17 protein-coding genes are annotated in these 19,595 nt (G+C 71.5%); 6 read left to right on the top strand and 11 right to left on the bottom strand.

The window, feature by feature from the left end; genetic code table 11:
• Positions 1–3 precede the first annotated feature (3 nt).
• The gene (locus BC793_RS27360) at positions 4–525 is read left to right on the top strand and encodes a 2'-5' RNA ligase family protein (RefSeq protein ID WP_109597193.1); all 522 of its coding nucleotides are present in this window, start codon (positions 4–6) and stop codon (positions 523–525) included.
• A gap of 37 nt (positions 526–562) precedes the next feature.
• Here BC793_RS27360 and BC793_RS27355 read toward each other — a convergent pair whose 3' ends face one another.
• Positions 563–1,096 carry a GNAT family N-acetyltransferase gene (locus BC793_RS27355; RefSeq protein ID WP_109597192.1) on the bottom strand — a complete coding sequence of 178 codons (534 nt, stop codon included), beginning with the start codon at positions 1,094–1,096 and terminating at the stop codon, positions 563–565.
• A 200-nt stretch (positions 1,097–1,296) separates the two neighbouring features.
• On the opposite strand from BC793_RS27355, the gene BC793_RS27350 reads away from it, so the two are divergent.
• Genes BC793_RS27350 through BC793_RS27340 form a run of 3 tightly spaced genes read left to right on the top strand, consistent with a single transcriptional unit; the run spans position 1,297 to position 3,937 of the window.
• On the top strand, positions 1,297–2,127 hold the full coding sequence (locus tag BC793_RS27350; RefSeq protein WP_109597191.1) for a CPBP family intramembrane glutamic endopeptidase: 831 nt from the start codon (positions 1,297–1,299) through the stop codon (positions 2,125–2,127).
• Entirely contained in the window at positions 2,124–3,281 is a 1,158-nt protein-coding gene (locus tag BC793_RS27345; protein WP_109597190.1) for a sensor histidine kinase, read from the top strand. Before BC793_RS27350 ends, BC793_RS27345 begins: the two co-directional genes overlap by 4 nt.
• Entirely contained in the window at positions 3,278–3,937 is a 660-nt protein-coding gene (locus BC793_RS27340; RefSeq protein WP_109597189.1) for a response regulator, read from the top strand. Before BC793_RS27345 ends, BC793_RS27340 begins: the two co-directional genes overlap by 4 nt.
• 57 nt (positions 3,938–3,994) lie before the next feature.
• Here BC793_RS27340 and BC793_RS27335 read toward each other — a convergent pair whose 3' ends face one another.
• The 5 genes from BC793_RS27335 to BC793_RS27315 form a co-directional block, all read right to left on the bottom strand.
• A complete protein-coding gene (locus tag BC793_RS27335; RefSeq protein WP_158319385.1) occupies positions 3,995–7,639 on the bottom strand; it encodes a DUF4132 domain-containing protein in 3,645 nt (1,214 codons plus the stop codon).
• Between the two features lie 598 nt (positions 7,640–8,237).
• A complete protein-coding gene (locus tag BC793_RS27330) occupies positions 8,238–8,609 on the bottom strand; it encodes a GntR family transcriptional regulator (protein ID WP_109597187.1) in 372 nt (123 codons plus the stop codon).
• A gap of 5 nt (positions 8,610–8,614) precedes the next feature.
• Positions 8,615–9,424, bottom strand: a complete 810-nt coding sequence (locus BC793_RS27325) for a hypothetical protein (protein WP_146246474.1) — start codon at positions 9,422–9,424, stop codon at positions 8,615–8,617.
• A 79-nt stretch (positions 9,425–9,503) separates the two neighbouring features.
• Positions 9,504–11,042 carry an FAD-dependent oxidoreductase gene (locus BC793_RS27320; RefSeq protein ID WP_109597185.1) on the bottom strand — a complete coding sequence of 513 codons (1,539 nt, stop codon included), beginning with the start codon at positions 11,040–11,042 and terminating at the stop codon, positions 9,504–9,506.
• Between the two features lie 97 nt (positions 11,043–11,139).
• On the bottom strand, positions 11,140–12,105 hold the full coding sequence (locus BC793_RS27315; RefSeq protein WP_109597184.1) for a helix-turn-helix transcriptional regulator: 966 nt from the start codon (positions 12,103–12,105) through the stop codon (positions 11,140–11,142).
• Positions 12,106–12,169: 64 nt separating this feature from the next.
• Between BC793_RS27315 and BC793_RS27310 the strand changes: the two genes are divergently transcribed.
• Positions 12,170–12,556 (top strand): VOC family protein, encoded by a 387-nt coding sequence (locus BC793_RS27310; RefSeq protein ID WP_109597183.1) that lies wholly within the window; start codon positions 12,170–12,172, stop codon positions 12,554–12,556.
• 52 nt (positions 12,557–12,608) lie between these two features.
• On the opposite strand, the gene BC793_RS27305 is transcribed toward BC793_RS27310, so the two are convergent.
• The 4 genes from BC793_RS27305 to BC793_RS27290 form a co-directional block, all read right to left on the bottom strand.
• A complete protein-coding gene (locus tag BC793_RS27305; protein ID WP_109597182.1) occupies positions 12,609–13,322 on the bottom strand; it encodes a GAF and ANTAR domain-containing protein in 714 nt (237 codons plus the stop codon).
• A gap of 200 nt (positions 13,323–13,522) precedes the next feature.
• Positions 13,523–14,824, bottom strand: coding sequence for a neutral zinc metallopeptidase (locus BC793_RS27300; protein WP_109597641.1), 1,302 nt, complete (start codon positions 14,822–14,824; stop codon positions 13,523–13,525).
• A 103-nt stretch (positions 14,825–14,927) separates the two neighbouring features.
• Positions 14,928–16,307, bottom strand: a complete 1,380-nt coding sequence (locus tag BC793_RS27295) for a M20/M25/M40 family metallo-hydrolase (protein WP_239170357.1) — start codon at positions 16,305–16,307, stop codon at positions 14,928–14,930.
• A 99-nt stretch (positions 16,308–16,406) separates the two neighbouring features.
• Positions 16,407–17,123 carry a GAF and ANTAR domain-containing protein gene (locus BC793_RS27290; protein ID WP_109597629.1) on the bottom strand — a complete coding sequence of 239 codons (717 nt, stop codon included), beginning with the start codon at positions 17,121–17,123 and terminating at the stop codon, positions 16,407–16,409.
• A 414-nt stretch (positions 17,124–17,537) separates the two neighbouring features.
• Here BC793_RS27290 and BC793_RS27285 point away from each other — a divergent pair, with 414 nt between their 5' ends.
• Positions 17,538–18,254 carry a GAF and ANTAR domain-containing protein gene (locus tag BC793_RS27285; protein ID WP_109597181.1) on the top strand — a complete coding sequence of 239 codons (717 nt, stop codon included), beginning with the start codon at positions 17,538–17,540 and terminating at the stop codon, positions 18,252–18,254.
• Positions 18,255–18,275: 21 nt separating this feature from the next.
• On the opposite strand, the gene BC793_RS27280 is transcribed toward BC793_RS27285, so the two are convergent.
• Positions 18,276–19,415 carry an acyltransferase family protein gene (locus BC793_RS27280; RefSeq protein WP_109597180.1) on the bottom strand — a complete coding sequence of 380 codons (1,140 nt, stop codon included), beginning with the start codon at positions 19,413–19,415 and terminating at the stop codon, positions 18,276–18,278.
• Positions 19,416–19,595: the final 180 nt, after the last annotated feature.

Below are 19,595 nucleotides of genomic sequence, written 5' to 3'. Positions count from 1 at the left end.
TCCATGGCGTACGGCGTGGTGCTACGACCGGACGCGGCGACGTCACGGTCGCTGGTCGAGCTGTCCCATGCCGTCGGCGACGGCCACGATCCGCTCATGCTCCTCGGCGAGGACGCGCCACCGCATGTGTCCGTCCTGCACGTCGAATGCTCCGAGGACCAGGCGGCGGCCATCGTCGCGGCGACGGCAGCCCACCGGGGACGAACCTTCCCCGCGAAGATCATCGGCCTGCTGTACTCGGTCGTCCCGCCCGGCGACTACTACGTCCCGACGGGCGGCTACTACTTCGGCCTGGAGGTGATCCGCAGTCCCGTGCTGGACGCCCTCCATCAGCAGTTCCTGAGCCTCGGACACCAGCCGTTGGGATTGGTGGGCGAGGACTACCGCCCCCACATCACCTTGGGCATGACCGCCGCTCCACCCTCGCGGCCGCCGCTGACGAAGGTCCCCACCGGAGTCGTCCACCTGACGATGACCAGCGGGCCGGTCGGCCCCTTCGGGACCTTCCCCCACCTCCTGGACTAGCGCCGCCCTCACCGCACTTGGCCGTGAGGTCGTCGGTTCAGAGCCGGTCGAACGGTGCGGCGTACTGAAAACGGCCGGTCAGGCCGTCGTACCGGCTGAGGGTTCGGACCTGGAAGTTGTCACCCCAGGCGGGGTCCGGCGCGGTTATCCCGGCCGGCTGCGCGGGAACGAAGCCGAACCGGCGGTAGTAGGAGGGGTCACCGAGCAGTCCGACCAGGGGCTCTCCGAGCGCGTCGGCCGCGCCGAGGACAGCGTGCATCAGGGCGGTACCCACCCCGGATCCCTGGCGGCGCGGGAGAACACTCAGCGGCCCCAGACCCAGGACCGGCCGGGCCGCCACATGAGCCCGCGTCGCGAGAACGTGGCCGACGACCTGATCATCCTCGATCGCGACCAGCGAAAATTCCGGAATCCACCCGGCATCGTCGCGCAGCCAGGAGACGAGCGTCGCCTCGCCGGGATCACCCCCCGGCTCCACCGGCGGTGCGCTGTGCGCGACGCCACGGAACGCGGCCGCCGTGACCGCGTGGATCGCGTCGACATCGTCGGAGCCTTCGCGTCGAATCATCATCACCGAACGATCGGGCCTGCTCTCCTCGCCGTCAACGGATTTGCCGGGCCGGCGTGACCCGTCCCGACTCCGGGCGAGGGTCCTGTCCCCCGTGCGAGCTACCTGCAAGTGTCCACCGCACGGTGACGATTGCGGCGGCGGAAATCCATAGGTTTCTTCATGTCCGCGGCGCTCCGGTCGCGGTCTGCGAAGGAGTCATCATGCGATTCGTCAAACAGCTTCTCGCTGTCGTCGCCGTCACCGTCGTCGGCGGGCTGAGTGCCGCCGCCGTCGAGGGCAATTTCTTCCTCACCCTGGTGATCGGCGCCGTGACGGCGGTGCTGGGCGTGATCGTCTACCGGTGGGTCGTACGGCGCACCGAGCATCGTGAGCCGGCCGAGCTGGGCCTGGACGGCTGGGGCGGGAGGCTGGGCCGCGGGACGCTGATCGGCTTGGCGATGTTCGCGGCCGTCATCGCCAACATCGCGTTCCTCGGCGGTTACGACGTCACGGGCTGGGGTTCACCGACGGGAGCGCTGGGCCTGCTCGGGTTCATGGCGGCCGCCGCGGTCACCGAGGAGCTGCTGTTCCGGGGGGTGCTGTTCCGGATCATCGAGGAGCGTGCGGGCACCTGGATCGCTCTGGCCCTGACCGGCGTGGTGTTCGGCGCGATGCACCTGGCGAACCCGGACGCCACCGTGTGGGGGGCCACCGCCATCGCCATCGAGGCCGGGTTCATGCTGGCCGCCTGCTACGCCGCCACCCGGAACCTGTGGGTCCCGATCGGTCTGCACTTCGGCTGGAACTTCGCCGCCGGCGGCATCTTCAGCGTCGCGGTCTCGGGCAACGGCGAGTCGAAGGGGATCCTCGAGGCCTCGACGTCGGGACCGGTCGCGCTGAGCGGTGGCGCCTTCGGGCCGGAGGGCAGCCTCTACGCGGTGCTGGGCGGCGTGGTGCTGACCGTGGTGTTCCTGTGGCTGGCCAAGCGCCGTGGGCACATCGTCCCGCGCCGCACGGCGCAGGCCGAGGCAACCGCTACAGTCACCCCGTGATCAAGCTCCGGAGGCTCCCGGATCTGTGGCGGCAGTGGCCGGTCACGGTCCGGGATCTCCCGCTCGCCCTGGCCCTCGCCCTCACGGCGGTGGTGCCGGCCCTGGAACGGCAGGGTACGCAGGTCGGCAACCTCCCGGACCGCCCGTACGACGCGCTGACCGTCGGTGTCGTCGCCCTGGAGTGCCTGCCGCTGGCCGTCCGCCGTCGGTGGCCGGCCGTCTGCCTGGCGCTGGTGTCGCTCGGCTTCGTGGTCGACCAGTTCCGCGGCTACCACACCGTCGCCGGTACGGGACTGGCCTTCGCGCTCATCAGCGCCGGCGCCTACCTGGAACGGCGCCGCTGGACGGCCGTGGGTCTGGCCTCGGCGGCGTACGTGGCCCTGGTGATCTCCCTCGATCGGCTCGGCTCGGACGAGGGCGTCGCCGGGTTCACCACCTTCTACCTGCTGCTGGCGCTCGCGTGGGGCACCGGGGCGTGGCTGCGCCAGAACCGGGCCGCCGAGGCGGAACGCCGCCGCCATGTCGAGCGGGCCACCCGGACGGCGGAGCGCGAGCGCATCGCCCGGGAGCTGCACGACGTCGTCACCCACCACGTGACGGCGATGGTCGTGCAGGCCGAGGCGGCACGCTACCTGACGGGCGCCCCGGACAGGCTGGACCAGACCTTGACCGCGATCACCGGCACCGGCCGCCGGGCCGTCGGCGACCTGCGGCAGCTGCTCGACCTGCTCAACCCGGATCACAGCACCGACGAACCGCCTACGCCCGCCGTCGGTGACCTGGACGCCCTCGTCGACCATTCCCGGCAGGCCGGGCAGCCGGTCGAGTTCGTCCGGGAGGGCAGGCCGGCGGCGACCACCGACAGCGCAGAGGTGGCGGCGTACCGGGTGGTCCAGGAGGCGCTGACTAACGCACTGAAGTACTCGCACGGCAGCCGGACCAGAGTCCACGTCCACCACGGGGAAGGGGAGACGACCGTGGAGGTCAGCACCGACGGCTCCGGGTCCGCCGGCGCATCCCCCGGCGGCAGCGGGCGTGGCCTCGCCGGGCTCCGCGAGCGGGTCACCGTCCTCGGTGGCGAATTCACCGCGGGCGTGCAGACCGGCGGTGGCTTTCTCGTACGGGCCCGGATCCCGGCGGGGAACCCGTCGTGACCACACCGATCCGGGTGCTGGTCTGCGACGACCAGGAGCTGATCCGCGCCGGCTTCGCGACGATCATCGACGCCCAGCCCGACATGGCGATCGTCGGCGAGTGCGGCGACGGGCGCGCGGCGGTCGACCTGGCCGCCCGGCTCCGGCCGGACGTGGTGGTGATGGACGTGCGGATGCCGGTGCTCGACGGCATCGGGGCGACCCGCCTGCTCGCCGGTGCCGGGGTTCCCGAGCCGGTGAAGGTCCTCGTGGTGACGACGTTCAACCTCGACGAGTACGTCTACGAGGCGCTGCGCGCCGGCGCCAGCGGTTTCCTGCTCAAGGACGCCCCACCGGCGCAGCTGCTGGGCGGCATCCGAACCGTGGCGACGGGTGCCGCGCTTCTGGCCCCGGAAGTGACCCGGCAGCTGGTGGGCAGATACGCGGCCCGCATCCGCCCGGCCGAAGACGCCCCGGACCGCGGCGCGCTGACCCCGCGGGAGCTGGAGGTGCTCCGGCTCATCGCGGAGGGCCTTTCCAACAGCGAGATCGCCGCGGCCCTGGTGATCAGCCACGAGACGGTCAAGACGTACGTGTCCCGCATCCTCACCAAGCTCGACCTGCGCGACCGGGTGCAGGCCGTGGTGTACGCGTACCGCCGCGGTCTGGTGACCTGAGCGGCCCGCCACCGATGTGACCGGCCGGCGCGCCGAGGCGGCCGGCCGGCCGTTCGGTCATCGCAGGGATCCGCCGTCGACCAGGTAGTGCAGGTCGCACAGCAGCTCCGAGACGATCACCGGATCGAGGGCGGCGAAGTTCTCCACCCCGGTGAGCCGCGCGTCACGGAAGATCTGCCCGGACTGGTCGTAGACGTCGTTGACCGAGATGCCCGGGTCGAGCGGGAAGTCCAGCCCACCGGGCCCCGGCAGGTCGCACTCCATCGTGGTCTGGATGCCGGCGTCCATCGGCACGCTGCGCCCCCACCATCCGCGACGCTCCAGTTTCATCAGCCGGTCGACCGGGACGGCGACGCCGACGAACTCGGGCAGCGTCCGCTGTGCGGCCTGTTCCGCGGTCAGCCGCCACACCGGCCGGTGGAGCTGCGGGAACGGCTGAAGGATCTCGTAGTCGAGGAACAACGCCGTCCACCCGGACAGGTCTGCTTCCAGGTCCACGGGATGGGCGACACCGGCCACGTCGTCGTCGGCCAGGGTGAACGCCTTGTCGTCGACGTCGGCCAGGCTGCCGTCCTCGGCCACCCGGAACGCCGTGCCCACCGCCCCGTCCGCGCGGTAGGTCACCCACACCAGACGCCGTGCCAGATGCACCATCAACGGATGGCCGACCAGCAGCCGCCGGAACTCCGCACCGGTCCACCGCCGCCGGGTCACCATCGCCTCCTCCAACCGGCGAACCTGATCGGCCGCCACGGAACGCAGGTCCTTCTTCAATGCGGAGAACCTCCGGTACGCCGCCGTCGCGAGCGCCTCGTCGTCGTTGGCACCCGGTCGGGGCAGCTCCTTGCGCCTCCTGCCGTCCTCGTCCATCACCAACGGTTTGAGCTGCTCGTCGAAGGTCACCACGAAACGCCGCGGACCGTAGTCCAGGGTGAGAGTGTTCCGATCGTTCAGCCCGAAGTCGGGGACCAGCCGATCGGCCAATTGGTCGGAGGTCAGCCCCAGCTCCGCGGCGACCGCCCGGACCCGGCTGTCCGCGCCGTACTTCAGCGCCTCGAACCTGACCTTCCGCGAGATGGCGTGGAGGTGGATGAGGGCGAGTTCGGAGCCGATCGCGTAGAGCACGTCGAGCCCGATCGTGGCACGCGCGTGGCCGCCCACGCCCGGCCAGGCACGGACGACCGGGCTGAGCCGGCGCACGGTGTCGTCGTCGCCGATCAACGCCAGCGCCTCCAGCACCCAGCTCTGCTTCGGCGGGAACCCCGCCGACTCCCAGGCCGTGAACAACGACCAGCCGAACTCCGCCAGCGCCACCGGATCCAGCGTCTCGCGGACCGCGGCCAGACCCGGGTACGGCAGGCCCAGGCGGGACATCGCCAGCATCGTGCACAGATGCCGTACCGCCTCGGGCGGCAGCGCATGACGGCGATCGCGCGACAGCACCGGCGTCAGGGCACCGGCGTCGTCGATCCACGGAGGAAGGTCCGGCAGCCGAGCCGGGACGGCCTCCGCCGCATCGGCCGACAGCAACGGCTCCACCGCGGACGCCGCGGCCGTGCCGTGATCAGCGGCGGCCGCCCGCACCACGTCGGCGTGACCGGCCGCCACCAGCACCCGAAGCGCCTGCTCCGCCGCACGGCGTTCCGCGCCGACCGGACCGACCGCCGCCGGGACGAGATCACGTGCCGCCGCCTGCGGGTGCCGCCGGAGCCAGCTCACCGCGATCCAGCGCACCGCCTTCAGCCGGTCCAGCCAGTCGGCCATCAGCGCGGCGACCTCGGCTCCCTCGGCGGGCAGCAGCAGGGGGCCGTAGACGTCCAGCGATCCCCGTTGACGGTTACGCCGCACCACGACCGGTATCGCGTCCGCACCGAACCGGAGAAGCAGACGGGGCAGGGTCCAACCCGGCGACCAGAAGCTCGTCGGACGCCACCCGGGCAGCAGCTCCAGCGCCAGCGACCGTGGTGCGTCGACGAAGAACTTCTCCTCGTCGGCGGCGTGGCTCATGCGGCCCTCGCGCAGCTTCGCCGCCTCCTGCTCCCAGCGTTCGAGGCCGGCGGCGTCCTCCGGTCCGGGCTCCACGAACTGCGGCACCAGCGCCTCGCGTTCCCCGGGAGCCCAGCACAACCGCGGCACGTCCGGTGCGGTCAGCCCCGTCACCACCACCGGCGCGGCGACCGCCCGCGCACGCGTCCACGGCGGCGTCACCAGCAACGGGTGCAACGACCCCGCCGGCGTCTGCGGCACCGTCGACAGCGACGCCAGAATCGGCTCCACCTGCCACCGGACCACCTCCGGCAACGACGGCAGGGCCGCACCCGCCACCTCCGGGTTCGCCGTCACATGCCGGCGCAGCAACTCGGCCGCCGGCCCACGGTTCCCGGCCGGGTCGGCGGCTGCCGTCCCCAGCAGGCGCAGCGCCCGTACCGGGAATCGCTGCATGGCCTCGCTGAGCCCGGCCGCGGCCGGCTTGTCGTCCGCCTGCAGCAACAACGCGCCGAACGCCTCGTCGGTCGGAATCAGCGCCAGAGCACCGATCACCGTCCGCCGCTGATCGGTGTACGCGTTCCGGTTGTTCAGAATCCCGATCAGGTGTGGTGTCACCGCCGGCCCGACCGCGTCGAGGAGCGTGGCCAGCAATCCGCCCCGCAGACTCAGATCGGCCGCATCGATCTTCCCGGCCAACCGATCCCACTGTTCAGGCGTCGAGACCGCGAACCCGACCAGCTCGATGCGATACAGATCAGCACCACAGTCCTCGTCGGCCCACGGCGACTCGGTCGGCATCAGATAGGTGGTGATCGTGCGCTGCACCGTCGAGCGATACCCGGCCAGCGCCTGCCGGGCCTGCTCATACCCGTCGTCGTCGGCCACGGCGAGCCGGGCCCGCACCCGCTCCGCCAGCGGCAGCCACGGGTCGAAACTCCACCGGCCACCCCTGTCCGCCGGCGTCACCCGGCGCAGGTTCTCCTGCTTGTCGGGGGACGAGTAGCCCCGTCGTCTGACGTCGAGACCGGCGGCCTCCGCGACGGCCCGGGTCGCGAACGTCAGCCCGTGGGCCGCGATCCACCCGTCGGCGAGAACCGCCAACTGCCCGAACTCCCGGTGCTCACACGCGTGCGTCGACGCCACCACGGCCGCCGCCGCGCCGAGCGGCGTGACCCGGCTGCCGTCCAGGAACCCCTCGGCCGCGGCCACCAGTTCGCCGTCACTCCTCGGTGCCGCCAGCACCTCCGCCCGCTCCGGGCGCTTGGCCTCCATGAGCGCCTCGGCCTTCGCCACCGCACCCGCGAGCCGCGGTAACGAACCACCCACGCGACCACCACGCCGTGGCTGAACCTTGCGCGTCCACTGGGCCGGCAGCACCAGCACATCCTCGTCCCGCGGCACGACCGGCTCATCCGTCGCGCCGCCGGCAGGCACGTCCGGCCCGGAGACAACCGGGCCGGGAACAGGCGCGGCGGCGCCGGCCGCCACCTCCACATACCCCTTCGCCACCTTCTCGGAGGCCAGCCCCTCCACATGTGCGATCGCTGCCGCCTCGTCGGCCAGCTCCTTCACCCGGGTCTGCCCCGCGGTGCCGGCGCGTCCGAATCGGACGGTCACCACGGCACCGTCCCGCGACACCCACCAGAACTTCGCCGAACCCGTACCCCGGTGCTCGAAACAGCGCATCGTGACCAACTCCTCGATCTCGATCAATTGGTGGCGGGCGACACGGTAGCCACGGGGTACGACAAAGAACAGGGCGGCCGGCGCGGGTCTCCTCGCGGCGAGCATCGCGCTGCGGCCCGTGCGGCCCTTGCGGCCGGTGCGGCCCCTGCGGCCCGACGGGCCGGGACCCCTGGCGCCCGGTCCGTTCCCCTGACATGGCGATCATCGACTGGGGTGTCTCCCCATGATCTTGTGGTGGGAGTTGAGGGTCGCCTTCGGACGCGGTGATCGCCGCGGCCCCCGGGACGGGCCGGCGGAGCAGCGATGGGAGCACACGCAACGCTTGTGCGGGCTTCCGTCATCGTTATGACCTGGCTGAGCGCACACGATCGGCCTATCGTGTGCGCCTATCCGTGCCAGGACGAAGCGGAAGCACACGTTGAGCGATCGTGTGCGCGGCTCGACGTCCCCCGGCGCTGACCGGCGGCGTGCCCGGCGCTGACCGGCGGCGTGCCCGGCACTGACCGGCGGCGGGCCCGGCGATCATGCGAACACCGGCCGGCGGGGATACCGGCTCGAAAGCCGTCCTGAGCGCCGCAAAGACCTACGACGACAGCTCCGGCAGGTCCGTAGGTCTTTCCGGCGCTCAGCCGGCTTCGGGAACGCGCTGGGTCAGCGCCGCCTGGACGATGTGGATGGCCTCGGTGGTGTCGATGCCGAGGCCGGCGATGACGTCGGCGTACTCGGCGGCGGCGCGGCGGGCCCGTTCGCGGCCCTGCTCGCCGGCTGCGGACACGAACGAGCCGGCCGGGCCGCGGGTCTCGATCAGCCCGGCCTCCTCCAGTCCCCGGTAGGCCCGGCCGACCGTGTTGACCGCCAGGCCGAGGTCCGCGGCCAGGCGGCGGATGGTCGGCAGCCGGGTGCCCACGGCCAGTGTGCGGTCCTGGATCTGGCCGGCGAGCTGGGCGCGGAGCTGCTCGAACGGCGGGACGGGCGAGGCCGAGTCGATGACGATCATGCGGTTCACCGGGCGGTGGGCCCATGCTGGGCCGCCAGGGCGCTCCGCGCGTCCCCGGCCGTGATCAGGGCGAGCGCGATGACGCTGAGGATCATGAAGATGAGCCAGCCCGTGTTCCACGGATCGAGCCCGGTGTCGAATACCGACACGACCGGCAGAGACCACACCACCGTCGGTACGGCCACCTCGCGGGCGTCCTCGACACGCATGAGGAGGTCGGCCTTCAGTGAGCCCTCGCCGTCGGCCACCACCGGGTGGGTGAGCACATGACGCAGTTGGACGGCCGTACCGACGGCGACCCCGCACAGCCCGATGAGCAGGATGACCGCGGCATACCTCGCGGCGCCGTCCCGGATGGTCAGGGCCGCGATCGCCAGCACGGCCGCACCCGCGTACGTGACCGCCAGCAAGGCGACCCGCGGCACACCGAGCACGGTCCGCCAGCCGGGCCGGACGGAGTGGGTCGCCCGTCGCTGCAACTCCGCGCCGGCCTGCTGATCGACCCGCCGCACCCACCGGTCCAGCAGCGACAGGCCGGCCACCAGCCCGGCCACCAGCACCGCCAGCACCACCAGCGCCCAGCGCCGCTGCGTGCCGAATCCGTCATCCGCGGGACGGATCGGCAGGGCGGAGACGTAGACGAGGGCGGCAGCGATGAGGAACGCGGCCGGCAGGATGGCGGCGACCACCCGCGCCCGTCGCCGGACCGCCAGGCGCGCCGCCAGCATCGGTGTCGGCGCGACGTCGGCCAGGCCGCGCCCGGCCAACCACAGGCGGGCCATCTCCAGCTCTGCCGGACGTACCTTCCTCGACATGGCGGCCTCCCCAGCTTGTCGCAAGTCTTGTCTCACTATGCTGAGACAAGACTTGCGACAAGTCAATCGGATGCCCGGTTCATCCGCCCGCGACGTCCTCCATTTCCAGGGGCCGGTTGGCCGGACCCTGGACGACGGAGCCGTCGATCCCGAAACGGGAGCCGTGGCACGGGCACTCCCAGGCGGTTTCGGCGTCGTTGAACTGCACGATGCAACCGAGGTGGGTGCATCGCGCCGACACGGCGTGGATCTGGCCGGTGTCGTCGCGGTAGGCCGCACACTGCCGGCCGCGTACACGCACGACGGCGCCGGTGCCCGGTTCGATGTCGTCGATCGAGTCGACATGCGACGGTCGTACCCGGTCACCGACGAAGTGAGCGGCGACCTTGGCGCCCAGCTTCAGCATCGTGCCGGCCTCCCGCACCGGGTTGAGCCGGAGCGGGTCGTAGAGGCCGGACCAGGGCGGTTCGGTTCCGGTGATCCGGGCGGCGAGCAGCCGGCCCGCGAGCACACCGGTGCTCATCCCCCAGCCACCGAACCCGGTGGCGACGTAGACGTTCTCGGTGCCGGGATGGAAACGGCCGATGAACGGGACCTGGTCGGTGCTGGTGTTGTCCTGGGTCGCCCAGCGGTAGGCGATCTGCGTACCGGGGAACCTCTCCCGGGTCCAGTCGATCAGCTTCTGCCACTGCTCGGTGGCCTCGCCCGCACCCGGGGTGAAGTGCTCGCCGGTGACGATGAGCAGACGCTGCCCGTCGCGGTACGGCGCGGTGCGTACCGATCGGGTGTTCTGCTCGGGGGTCAGATACACGCCGCCGGGGTCGCGGTCGGCGGCGATCGCGGCGGCGACCACCAGTTCCCGGCGGGGTTCCAGGCGGGCGAACATCAGCGCCCGGTCGAAGACCGGATAGTGGGTGGCGACCACGACCTGCCGGGCGGTGACCGTGTGCCCGCCCTCGGTGGTCACGGTGCAGGGATGCCCTTCGTCCAGTCCGGTGGCACGGGTCCGTTCGAAGATCCGCCCACCGCGCCGGGTGAGGTCGTCGGCCAGGGCGAGCAGGTACCTACGGGGGTGGAACTGCGCCTGGTTCTCGACCCGGACGGCGCCGGCGACCGGGAACGGCAGGCCCGTCTCGGTGACGAAGGAGGCGGGCAGCCCGGCTGCGGCCGCGGCGTCGGCCTCGGCGCGGATCCGGTCCAGACCGTCCGGGGATTCGACGTACGTGAAGGCCGGCACCCGTTCCAGTTCGCAGTCGATGTTCAGCCGGGACGCGATCTCGGCCACCCGCTCCACCGCCGCCTGCTGGGACTCGGCGTAGAGCCGTGCCGACTCGGCGCCGAACGAGGTGCGCACCTTGTCGTAGATCAGCGTGTGCAGCACCGACAGTTTCGCCGTGGTGTATCCGGTGACACCGGCCACGATCCGGTCGGCCTCCAGCAGTGCCACGCTGCGGCCGGCCTCGGTCAGTTCCCACGCCGTGCACAGCCCGGCGATGCCACCACCGATCACCACCACGTCGACCTCGACGTCCGCGGTCAACGACGGATAGGTGGTCACCGGGGTGGTGTCCATCCAGTAGGACTCGTCGGTGCCGGGCAGCGTACGGTGGTCGGCCACGAGGCACTCCTAGGGTGGGGCTTGGGGACGCAGAACGCGTACCCGGGCGCCGGGGTGGCAAACGCGACGGCCGGCCTCGTACCCGGCCGCGACACCTCTACCGGGACCCGGCGTGCTCGTTGTCCTCGACCAGGTTCCGGGCACGGCGCAGTACCGCATCCCGGACCCCATCCGGCGACAGGACCCGCAGCGTGGTGCCCAGGCCGAGGAGGTATGTCGCGAGCTGATCCTCGTCGTTGCCTCCGATCTCGACGATGGTGGCATCGGGACCGTCCGGGTGGTGGGTGCCGATCGTGGGCGGGATCAGCCGCAGCGCCCGGTCCATGGGGTGCGGCAACCGGATCGTCACGTAGAGCGGGTACACGACGGCCGCGATGCCACGGGAGACGAGCAGCGCCGGATCGGGCGGGTCGCCCAGTTCGACCGGATGCCCGGTCGACTGTATTCGTGCCACCCGGTCGGCCCGGAACGTCCGCCACTGGTCCCGGGCCACGTCCCGGGCGACGAAGTACCAGCGGAGACCGGTATGCACCAGGCGGTAGGGGTCGACGTCGCGGACCGTGGTGTTCCCCGCATGATCGCGGTACGACAGCCGGGTGCGTTCACCCCGGCGGCAGGCGGTGGCCAGGTCCAGCAGCATGCCGGGCGGGATCTGACGGCCCTGGCTCCGGGGAGTGTGGACGACGGTGGCGTTCATGTCCTCCAGCCGGTCCGCGACCCGGGGCGGCAGGACCTGGCGCAGCTTCAACAGCGCCGACAGCGCGGCCTGGTCGCCACCCAGGACACCGCTGAGTGCGACCTCGCGCAGTGCGACGGCCACGGCGAGCGCCTCCTCGTCGTCGAGGACCAGTGGCGGCATCCGGGTGCCGCCGCCGAGGCGGTAGCCGCCCCACGGCCCGGGATCGGACTCGATGCCGTAGCCGAGCTCGCGCAGCCGGGCGATGTCACGTCGGACCGTGCGGTCGGTGACCGCCAGCCGCTCCCCCAGCTCGCGGCAGGTCCATGCCGGCCGGGTGGACAGCAACGAGACCAGTCGCAGCAGGCGGGCGGAGGCGCTGATCACATCCGCCAAGTGTTCCCTACGACCAGGACAGGAACTGTCCTGGTCCCGTCATAGCGTCCCGCCCATGAGTAGCGAGACCACATCCGCATCCACGATCCGCCTGGTGTCCGTCGACTTCGACTGTTCGGACCCCGCCGAGATGGCCCGCTTCTACGGCACAGCCCTCGACCTGCCCGTCGTCTACTCCAGCGACGACTTCATCCTGCTCGGCAGGGACGGTGCACCCGGACTGGGTTTCATCCGGGTCGCCGACTACCGGCCTCCGACCTGGCCGGACCCCGCCCAGGGCAAGCAGATCCACCTGGAGCTGGGGGTCGAGGACCTGGACGCCGGCCAGGCACGGTTGCTGGCACTGGGCGCCGTGGAACCCTCGGTGCAGCCACAGCCCGACGAGCGGAGGGTTCTGCTGGACCCCGCCGGCCATCCGTTCTGCATCGCCCCGCTGAGCTGAACTTCGGGCCGACCGGGTTCCACGGACGCTTCCGCGCCGGAGCGGACGTCGCTCACCGGGCCCGGGTATGCACGACCTCGGCGGTCAGCCCGGCGGCCACGTCACGGAGTTCACGGTGGGAGCCCTCGGCGAGGCTCGTCAGGGCGGCGAACGCCTCGTCGGCGGTGCAGCGACGGTCGGCCATGATGATGCCCTTGGCCTGCTCGATCACGGCGCGGCGGTCCATCGCGGCCCGCGTGTAGCCGGTCAGGCTGGCGGACCCGTCGTACCGGTGCGCATTGGCCAGGGCGACCGCGGCGAACCCGGCGAACGTCTCGGCGAGGATGACCGCGTCCTCGTCGAAGGCGTGCGGGCCACGGGCGTACACGTTGAGCGCGCCGCCGACCGATTCGCGCAGCGGCAGTCCGACGGACACCGAGCTGTGCATCCCGGCGTCGATGGCCCGGTCCGCCCAGTCCGGCCACCGGCTCTCCCCGGCCATGTCCGGCACGGTGACGGTGAGGTAGGCGGCGGCCGCCGCCAGGCACGGGCCGTGGCCAAGCTGGTACTGCCACTCGTCGACGATCATGGCCGGCCGGCCGGTGCAGGCGGCGGTGTGCGCACCCTCGGGGCCGACGAGGACGATCGACACGTCGTCGGCTCCCGGGATGCTGCGCCGGGTCACGTCCGCCACCCTGGCCAGGGCCGTCGCGACGTCCGTCCGGCTGAAATCCATGCGCCCGAGTTCGGCGTACGCGTCGGTGTGCTTGATCTGCGGGTCTGTCATGGAAGGAGTCCCTCCTTCATGCCTCCGCACCGGACCAGGGATGCGGGGCGAAGCGTGCGGGCCGCTGCAGGACCGTGATGGTTCCGGTCCGGGACCGCGCCGCTTCTTGACGCCGCCTCGCCGGCGCTGCGCGCCGGCCGCAGAGGGCACGGATGCCCGGCTCGCCGCCTCCGAAACCCTCCGGACGTCTCGGCATGCGCTCAGGTGCAGGCGCCCAGACCCTGGAGAACCCCGCTGCGGTACGAGGCGATGCGGTCGAAGGCACTGATGCCGGTCACCTCACCCGCGCGCCCGAACGCCAGTAGCGCCGCCACGGCCTCGTCCAGGTCTCCCGGGGAGAGGGTCAGTCCCTGGCCCGGCCGGCGTTTCAGCTGATCGTTGGTCCACGCCCCGGCCAGGCAGTCCACCGCGAGTTGTCCCGCCCGGTCGGACGTGCTCTCGCCGCGGCGATTCTGCGCGGCCCGGGCGAACAGGTCACCGAGCAGCATGCCGACGGCGTTGTCGCCGATGTTCTGGTGGAGCCGGGGGCCGAGCCGGCCGTTGTCGAAGGTCACGAAGTCGCCCGCCTTGCAGTAGAACGCGGAACCGCCGGCGGCCGGGTCCGGGGCGGTGCACGACGGCGGCGTGCCGGTGAACGGCTGGACCGGCAGGGCCTGCCACGGCTCGCCGGCAAGATCCGGATAGGCACGCGACCAGTATCCCTGCGCGTCTTCGGCCAGGGAGGTCACCGCCTCCGCGTACGGCAGGTCACCGCCCGTGGCGGCATCCAGCGGGCTGGTGAACGGCACCTCGGTGACCGGGAGGTTGTCCGCACGGTACGCGGCACAGACCGCGGCGCCCTTCTCCACACCGTCCTGCAGGGCCCGGATGCGATCGAAGGCGTTGCCGTGCGCCTCCGCGGCCTGTGCCGGTGTCCCCGGCTGATCGCGCAGCAGCAGCAACCCGGCAACCGTGTTGTCGAGCTGGGCCGGCGTGACACCGGTGAACGCCTCGGACCGTCCGGCCAGCGCGTCGGCCATCCAGGCCCCGGCATAGCAGTCGGCCTGCTGCTCGAGCACGACGGTCGGCTGGTCGACGGCGCCGAGCCTGGCCTGCACGGCGTGTCCGTACTCGTGGGCGAACACCACGCCGACCAGCAGCGGACCGAACTGCTCCTGCAACTGCGGGATCAGCGTCTGGGCGTCCCAGCCGATGAAGTCACCGGCGGGGCAGTAGAACGCGTTCGGCTGGTACGCGCTCTGCTGGTCGCCACACGCGGGCGGCGGTGTCGTCTCGGTGTAGGGATGAAGGCCACCCTGGATGGGCTCGAAGGCGGCGCCGCCGCTCAGCTCCGGATACCGGTCCGCCCAGAAGCGTTCGACGTCCTTCACCGATCGGGTCACCACGTCGTCCGCCGGGACACCGGCATCCGGTTCGGCCGATTCGCGTACCGACACGCACCCCGCCACCGCGGTGAGCAGCACGGCCAGGACAGCGGCTGACAACCTGCGGTCCGCGATCATCGCCTTCTCCACTCATGTCGTCGCGTCGATGCGGCGGCGTCTACCCCGACCCCGGACATCTATGCGCCGACTTGCGACGCCCGCCCGCAGACGGCCGAAGAGTTCAGACCGACGGCAGTCGGTCCCAGAAGGCGGCAAGGGTGGCCGCACCGGCGAGCAGCACGTCGATCGAGACCCGTTCGTTGCTGTCATGCCAGTGGTCCTCGGGCAGGCCGGTGCCGAAATACACCACCGGCGCACCGACGCTCTCCGTCAGCCACACCGCGGGGCCGCCGCCGGCGTTGCCCATCCGCCCGGCGGGACGCCCGAAGCCCTCCCCCATGGCCTCGGCCAGGGCCGCGACCGCGGGAAGGTCCTCCGGCGTCCGGTACGGGTCCTGCGCGCTCTCCGGCGACACGGTGAGCCGGTGGCCGAACCGGTCGCCGACGGTGTCGGCGACCCACCGCCGCAACTGCTCGGCGATCTCGGTGCCGGTCTGGTCGCAGACGTAGCGGATGCTCAGGTCGGCGGTGACGACCGACGGCACAGCCGCCCGGGACGGCCCGATCGGATCACCGGCGATCATGCTGGTCACCTCGATCGCCGGCCGGGTCCACAGACGTTCCAGCACGCTGTATCCGGCCTCACCACCCACGCTGCGGGTCAGCGACCGCTCCAGCCAGTCGGCGTCGCTGTACGGCAGCGCGGCCAGCTCCTCGCGGAACCGCTGCGACGGCTCCACCACACTGTCGTAGAAACCGGGCACGGTGATCCGCCCCTTGTCGTCGTGCAGCTGGGCGAGCAGCCGGCTCATCTCCAGGACCGGATTCGGGGCGGGCCCGGACACCGCTCCGCTGTGCACGTCCTGCAACGGCCCCATGATCTCCAGCTGGGCGAGCATGGTGCCGCGCATGCTGACGCACACCGCCGGATGGTCGGCACGCCACATCAGCGTGTCGGAGAAGACGATCAGATCGGCACCGACCCGGTCGCGGTTGTCCTGCAGCAGCTGCCGCAGGTGCGCCGACCCGGTCTCCTCCTCCCCCTCCACCAGCACCTTGAGGTTCACCGCGGGCTTCTCGCGGCCGGTGGCGGCCAGATGGGCCCGGACCGCCCACACGTGTGCGAGAGCCTGCCCCTTGGCGTCCGACGCGCCCCGCCCGTAGAGGTACCCGTCACGGACCTTCGGCTCGAACGGCGCGGTCTCGTCCCACTCCTCGTCCTTCGCGGCGCGGACGTCGTGGTGGCTGTAGATCAGAACCGTGGGGGCGCCCGGCTCGGCACACCATGCGGCGTACACCGCCGGCCCGTCCTCGGTGTCCCACACCTCCACCGACGGGAAGCCGGTCTCGCGCAGGGCCGCGGCCAGCCAGTTCGCCGATCGCCGCAGATCGACCAGGTGCTCGGGAACGCCGGCGATCGACGGTATCCGAACCCACTCGGCCAGCTCGGCGACCATGGCATCGCGATGCCCGGCCAGGAAGTCCCGCACCTTCGTGGTCACTGCTGATCCCCCATCCGCCCCACCCGGGCCACTGCGCCTGCCGTCCGGGCCTGGCTACCCCCGAACAGGTGCGGTATGCGTCGCCGGGTGCGACCATCGCTACCCCGGTGGACCTTCGGCGGTGCGGTTCACCATTTCCTGGGCGACGGCACGGACGGTGCGGTCGGTGTCCTGCGCCATCGTCGTCAGGACGGTGAAGGCCTGCGCCGGGGTGCAGCGCCGGTCGTTGATGAGGATCCCCTTGGCCTGCTCGATGACGGCGCCCCTGTCCATGGCGGCCTCCACGCGACGCAACAGGGCCGCCTGGGCTTCGTTGAGGAACTCGTTGGCCATGGCGACGCCGGCGAAACCGGCGAAGGCCTGCGCCACGATGATCGCGTCGTCGTCGAAGACGTGGGGCTCGGTGGCGTAGAGGTTGAGTGCCCCGCCGACCGTGGCATGGCCCGGCAGCCCGATGGACAGCGAACTCCGGGCTCCCGCCCGCAGCGCGCCGGTGGTCCAGTCCGGCCATCGGGTCTCGGCCGCCATGTCGACGACGGACTCGACGGTGGTGGAGTTCGCGGCCTGTAGGCAGGGGCCGTAGCCCAGTTCGTACTGCAACTCGTCCAGGGTCGAGGCGAGGCCACCGGTGGAGGCGGGCGTGTGGGCGCCTCGGTCCCGCACCATGGTGAGGGATACCTCGGTCACCCCGTGGATGCTGAGTCCGGCGAGGTCGACGACGCGCTGAAACACGTCGTGAAGGCTGGTCTCCCGGGGTCTGATCCGGCCGAGCTGCGCGAAAGCGTCACCGGGGTCCATGAACGGGCTGTACGTCATCGGCATGTCCTGAGAAAGGGCACATCAGCTGACACCTCGACGGGTGCGCTGTGCATAGGCCACTGCAGGCCCCCGCTCGGGGGGGGGTCCTAGACCCACGCCGCTTCTTGACGCTGGCTCGGTCGACGGTTGAAGGCGTCGACTACAGGGCTCCACCTTACCCGGACCTCGACGTATCGCCACCTCAACGGCTTCGCGGGACCACGCGGCCGGCGCGCGGAACGTAAGCGACAGTCGATGTCCGCGCACCGATATGCTGGAGACCTGCGGCATGTCGCCCCCGATGGGCGTCTGCGAGACCGGCGTCAAGAAGCGGCGCGGATCCCGGCCCCCGGATCAGGAGGCCTGCAGCGATCCGCGCACCCCACTCCAGACCCCTGGTGGTGGTACGCGCCCTCGTCAAGGACGCTTCTCATGACGCACCTCGAAACGATGGACCCGCACCAGGCGTTCGCCGAACTCGGCCGCATCCGGCTCGCCGACATCGACATCGACGCCCTGCTGAACAAGATCGCGCAGTTGGCCAAGAGCACCATCCCCGGCGCCGATGAGGTCAGCGTCACCCTGCTGCACGGCGACAGTCCTCAGACCGCCGCGTTCACCGGTGAACTCGCCCGTGCTCTCGACGAGAAGCAGTACCAACGTGGCTACGGCCCGTGCCTGGATGCCGCCGACACCACCACCACTCAGCTGGTGCCCGACACCACCAGCGAGCAGCGGTGGCCCGACTGGGCCGCCGACGCGGAGAAGGCCGACGCGTACAGCTCCCTCTCGATCGGCCTGCCCGTGCACGAGCACGTCACCGGTGCGCTGAACATCTACGCCACCGTCCCGGACGCCTTCGACGACGACGCGGTGGCGATCGCTCAGACCTTCGCCGGGTTCGCCGCCGTCGGCCTGGCCAACGCCCACCTGTACGAGACCCAGGCCACGCTGGCCGGGCACATGCAGAAGGCGATGGACAACCGGGCAGTCATCGAACAGGCCAAAGGCATCATCATGGGCGACCGCCGGTGCACCGCCGAGCAGGCCTTCGCCATCCTCGCCAAACTGTCCCAGGACTCCAACCGCAAACTTCGCGACGTCGCCTCGGCGCTGGTGGAGAACGCACACCGCCCCCGGCAGCCGTGATCCGGGGAGGCGGACGCCCGTTCAGGGATGCCGCGGTGTGCCGGGTGCCCGCCCGCGGCCGAGGAGCCGGCGCCTCATCCGTGGCGACAGCGGGCGTTCGACCAGCCGGTACACCAGCCAGGAAGCTGCCAGCAGGACGATCACGGTTCCGGTGAGCAGCAGCCAGGCCGGCCATCCGGTGTGGTCGTGGACGGTACGCATCAGGCTGTAACCGATGCGCTGGTGCAGGAGATAGAACGGGTAGGTCAGAGCGCCCGCGGCACCGAGCCGGCGCCACGCCAGCCGGTCGGTCACGCCCAGGGCGACGGCCAGCAGCACGGCGTACGCGAGCGTGATCAGCACCGTGGCCGGCCAGACCGGCACGGCGAAGCCGGGTCGCAGATCGAGGACCCGAAGCTCGACGTGGTGCAGGCTGACCAGCCAGCAGCCGGCCAGCAGCACCCACGACCAGCGGTCCCGGCGATCCCGGCGCAGCAGGAACATCGTCATCCCGGCGATGAAGTACGGCGCGAAGCCGGGCATGACGACGGTCTCCATCAGTGTGGACGGCAGCGCGGGCGCGAGCACCACCGTGATCAGCCATCCCGTGCCCAGCACCCGCATCCCGCGGCCGGTCATCAGCCCGACCGCGATCAGGCAGGCGATGATCAGGTAGAACCGCAGCTCCACCCACAGCGTCCAGTACACCGTGTCGACCAGCGGCACGCGGAACGGCTCGGCCAGCATGGTCAGGTTGATCGCGACGTCGCCCAGGCTCGGCACGCCGCTGACCGGCACCCCGTCGGTCACCGGCAGCACGGTGACCACGACGGCCGTGATCAGCACCCCGGCCCAGAAGGCGGGGTACAGCCGGGCCGCCCGGGAGGCGGCGAATTCGCGGACGGTCCGGCCCCATCCGCTCATGCTGATCACGAACCCGCTGATCAGGAAGAAGACCTCGACGCCGAGGAAGCCGTAGATCAGCACCGGCGCGGCACCGGGCAGGAAATACCCGGGCGGATGTACGCCGTCCAACCGCCACGACGTGCCGAGGTGGTATCCCACCACCGCCAGTGCGCAGGCCAGCCGCAGAGCGTCGAGCGCATACAGCCGCACGGAACGGGACGGCACCGGCCGTGCCGTGTTCGTGATCGCCACCTGGTCGTCGACGGCTGCCGTCATCAGCGAGACTCCTGTCCACAGGTGAGCCGCCGTCCGGACCGACCCACCGGGCCCGGGGGTGCGCGGCAGCCGATCCGCCGCCGTACCGGGGTCACCCGACAGGCCCGGGAAGAAAGATCACCCAGATGGGCCGCTGCTTTCATCGCTCTCAGGTACCGCGGCGATGGCCTCAGGTACCGA

Source organism: Actinoplanes xinjiangensis, from assembly GCF_003148685.1.
GTDB lineage: Bacteria > Actinomycetota > Actinomycetes > Mycobacteriales > Micromonosporaceae > Actinoplanes > Actinoplanes xinjiangensis.
This window is presented reverse-complemented; position numbering and strand designations above follow the sequence as displayed.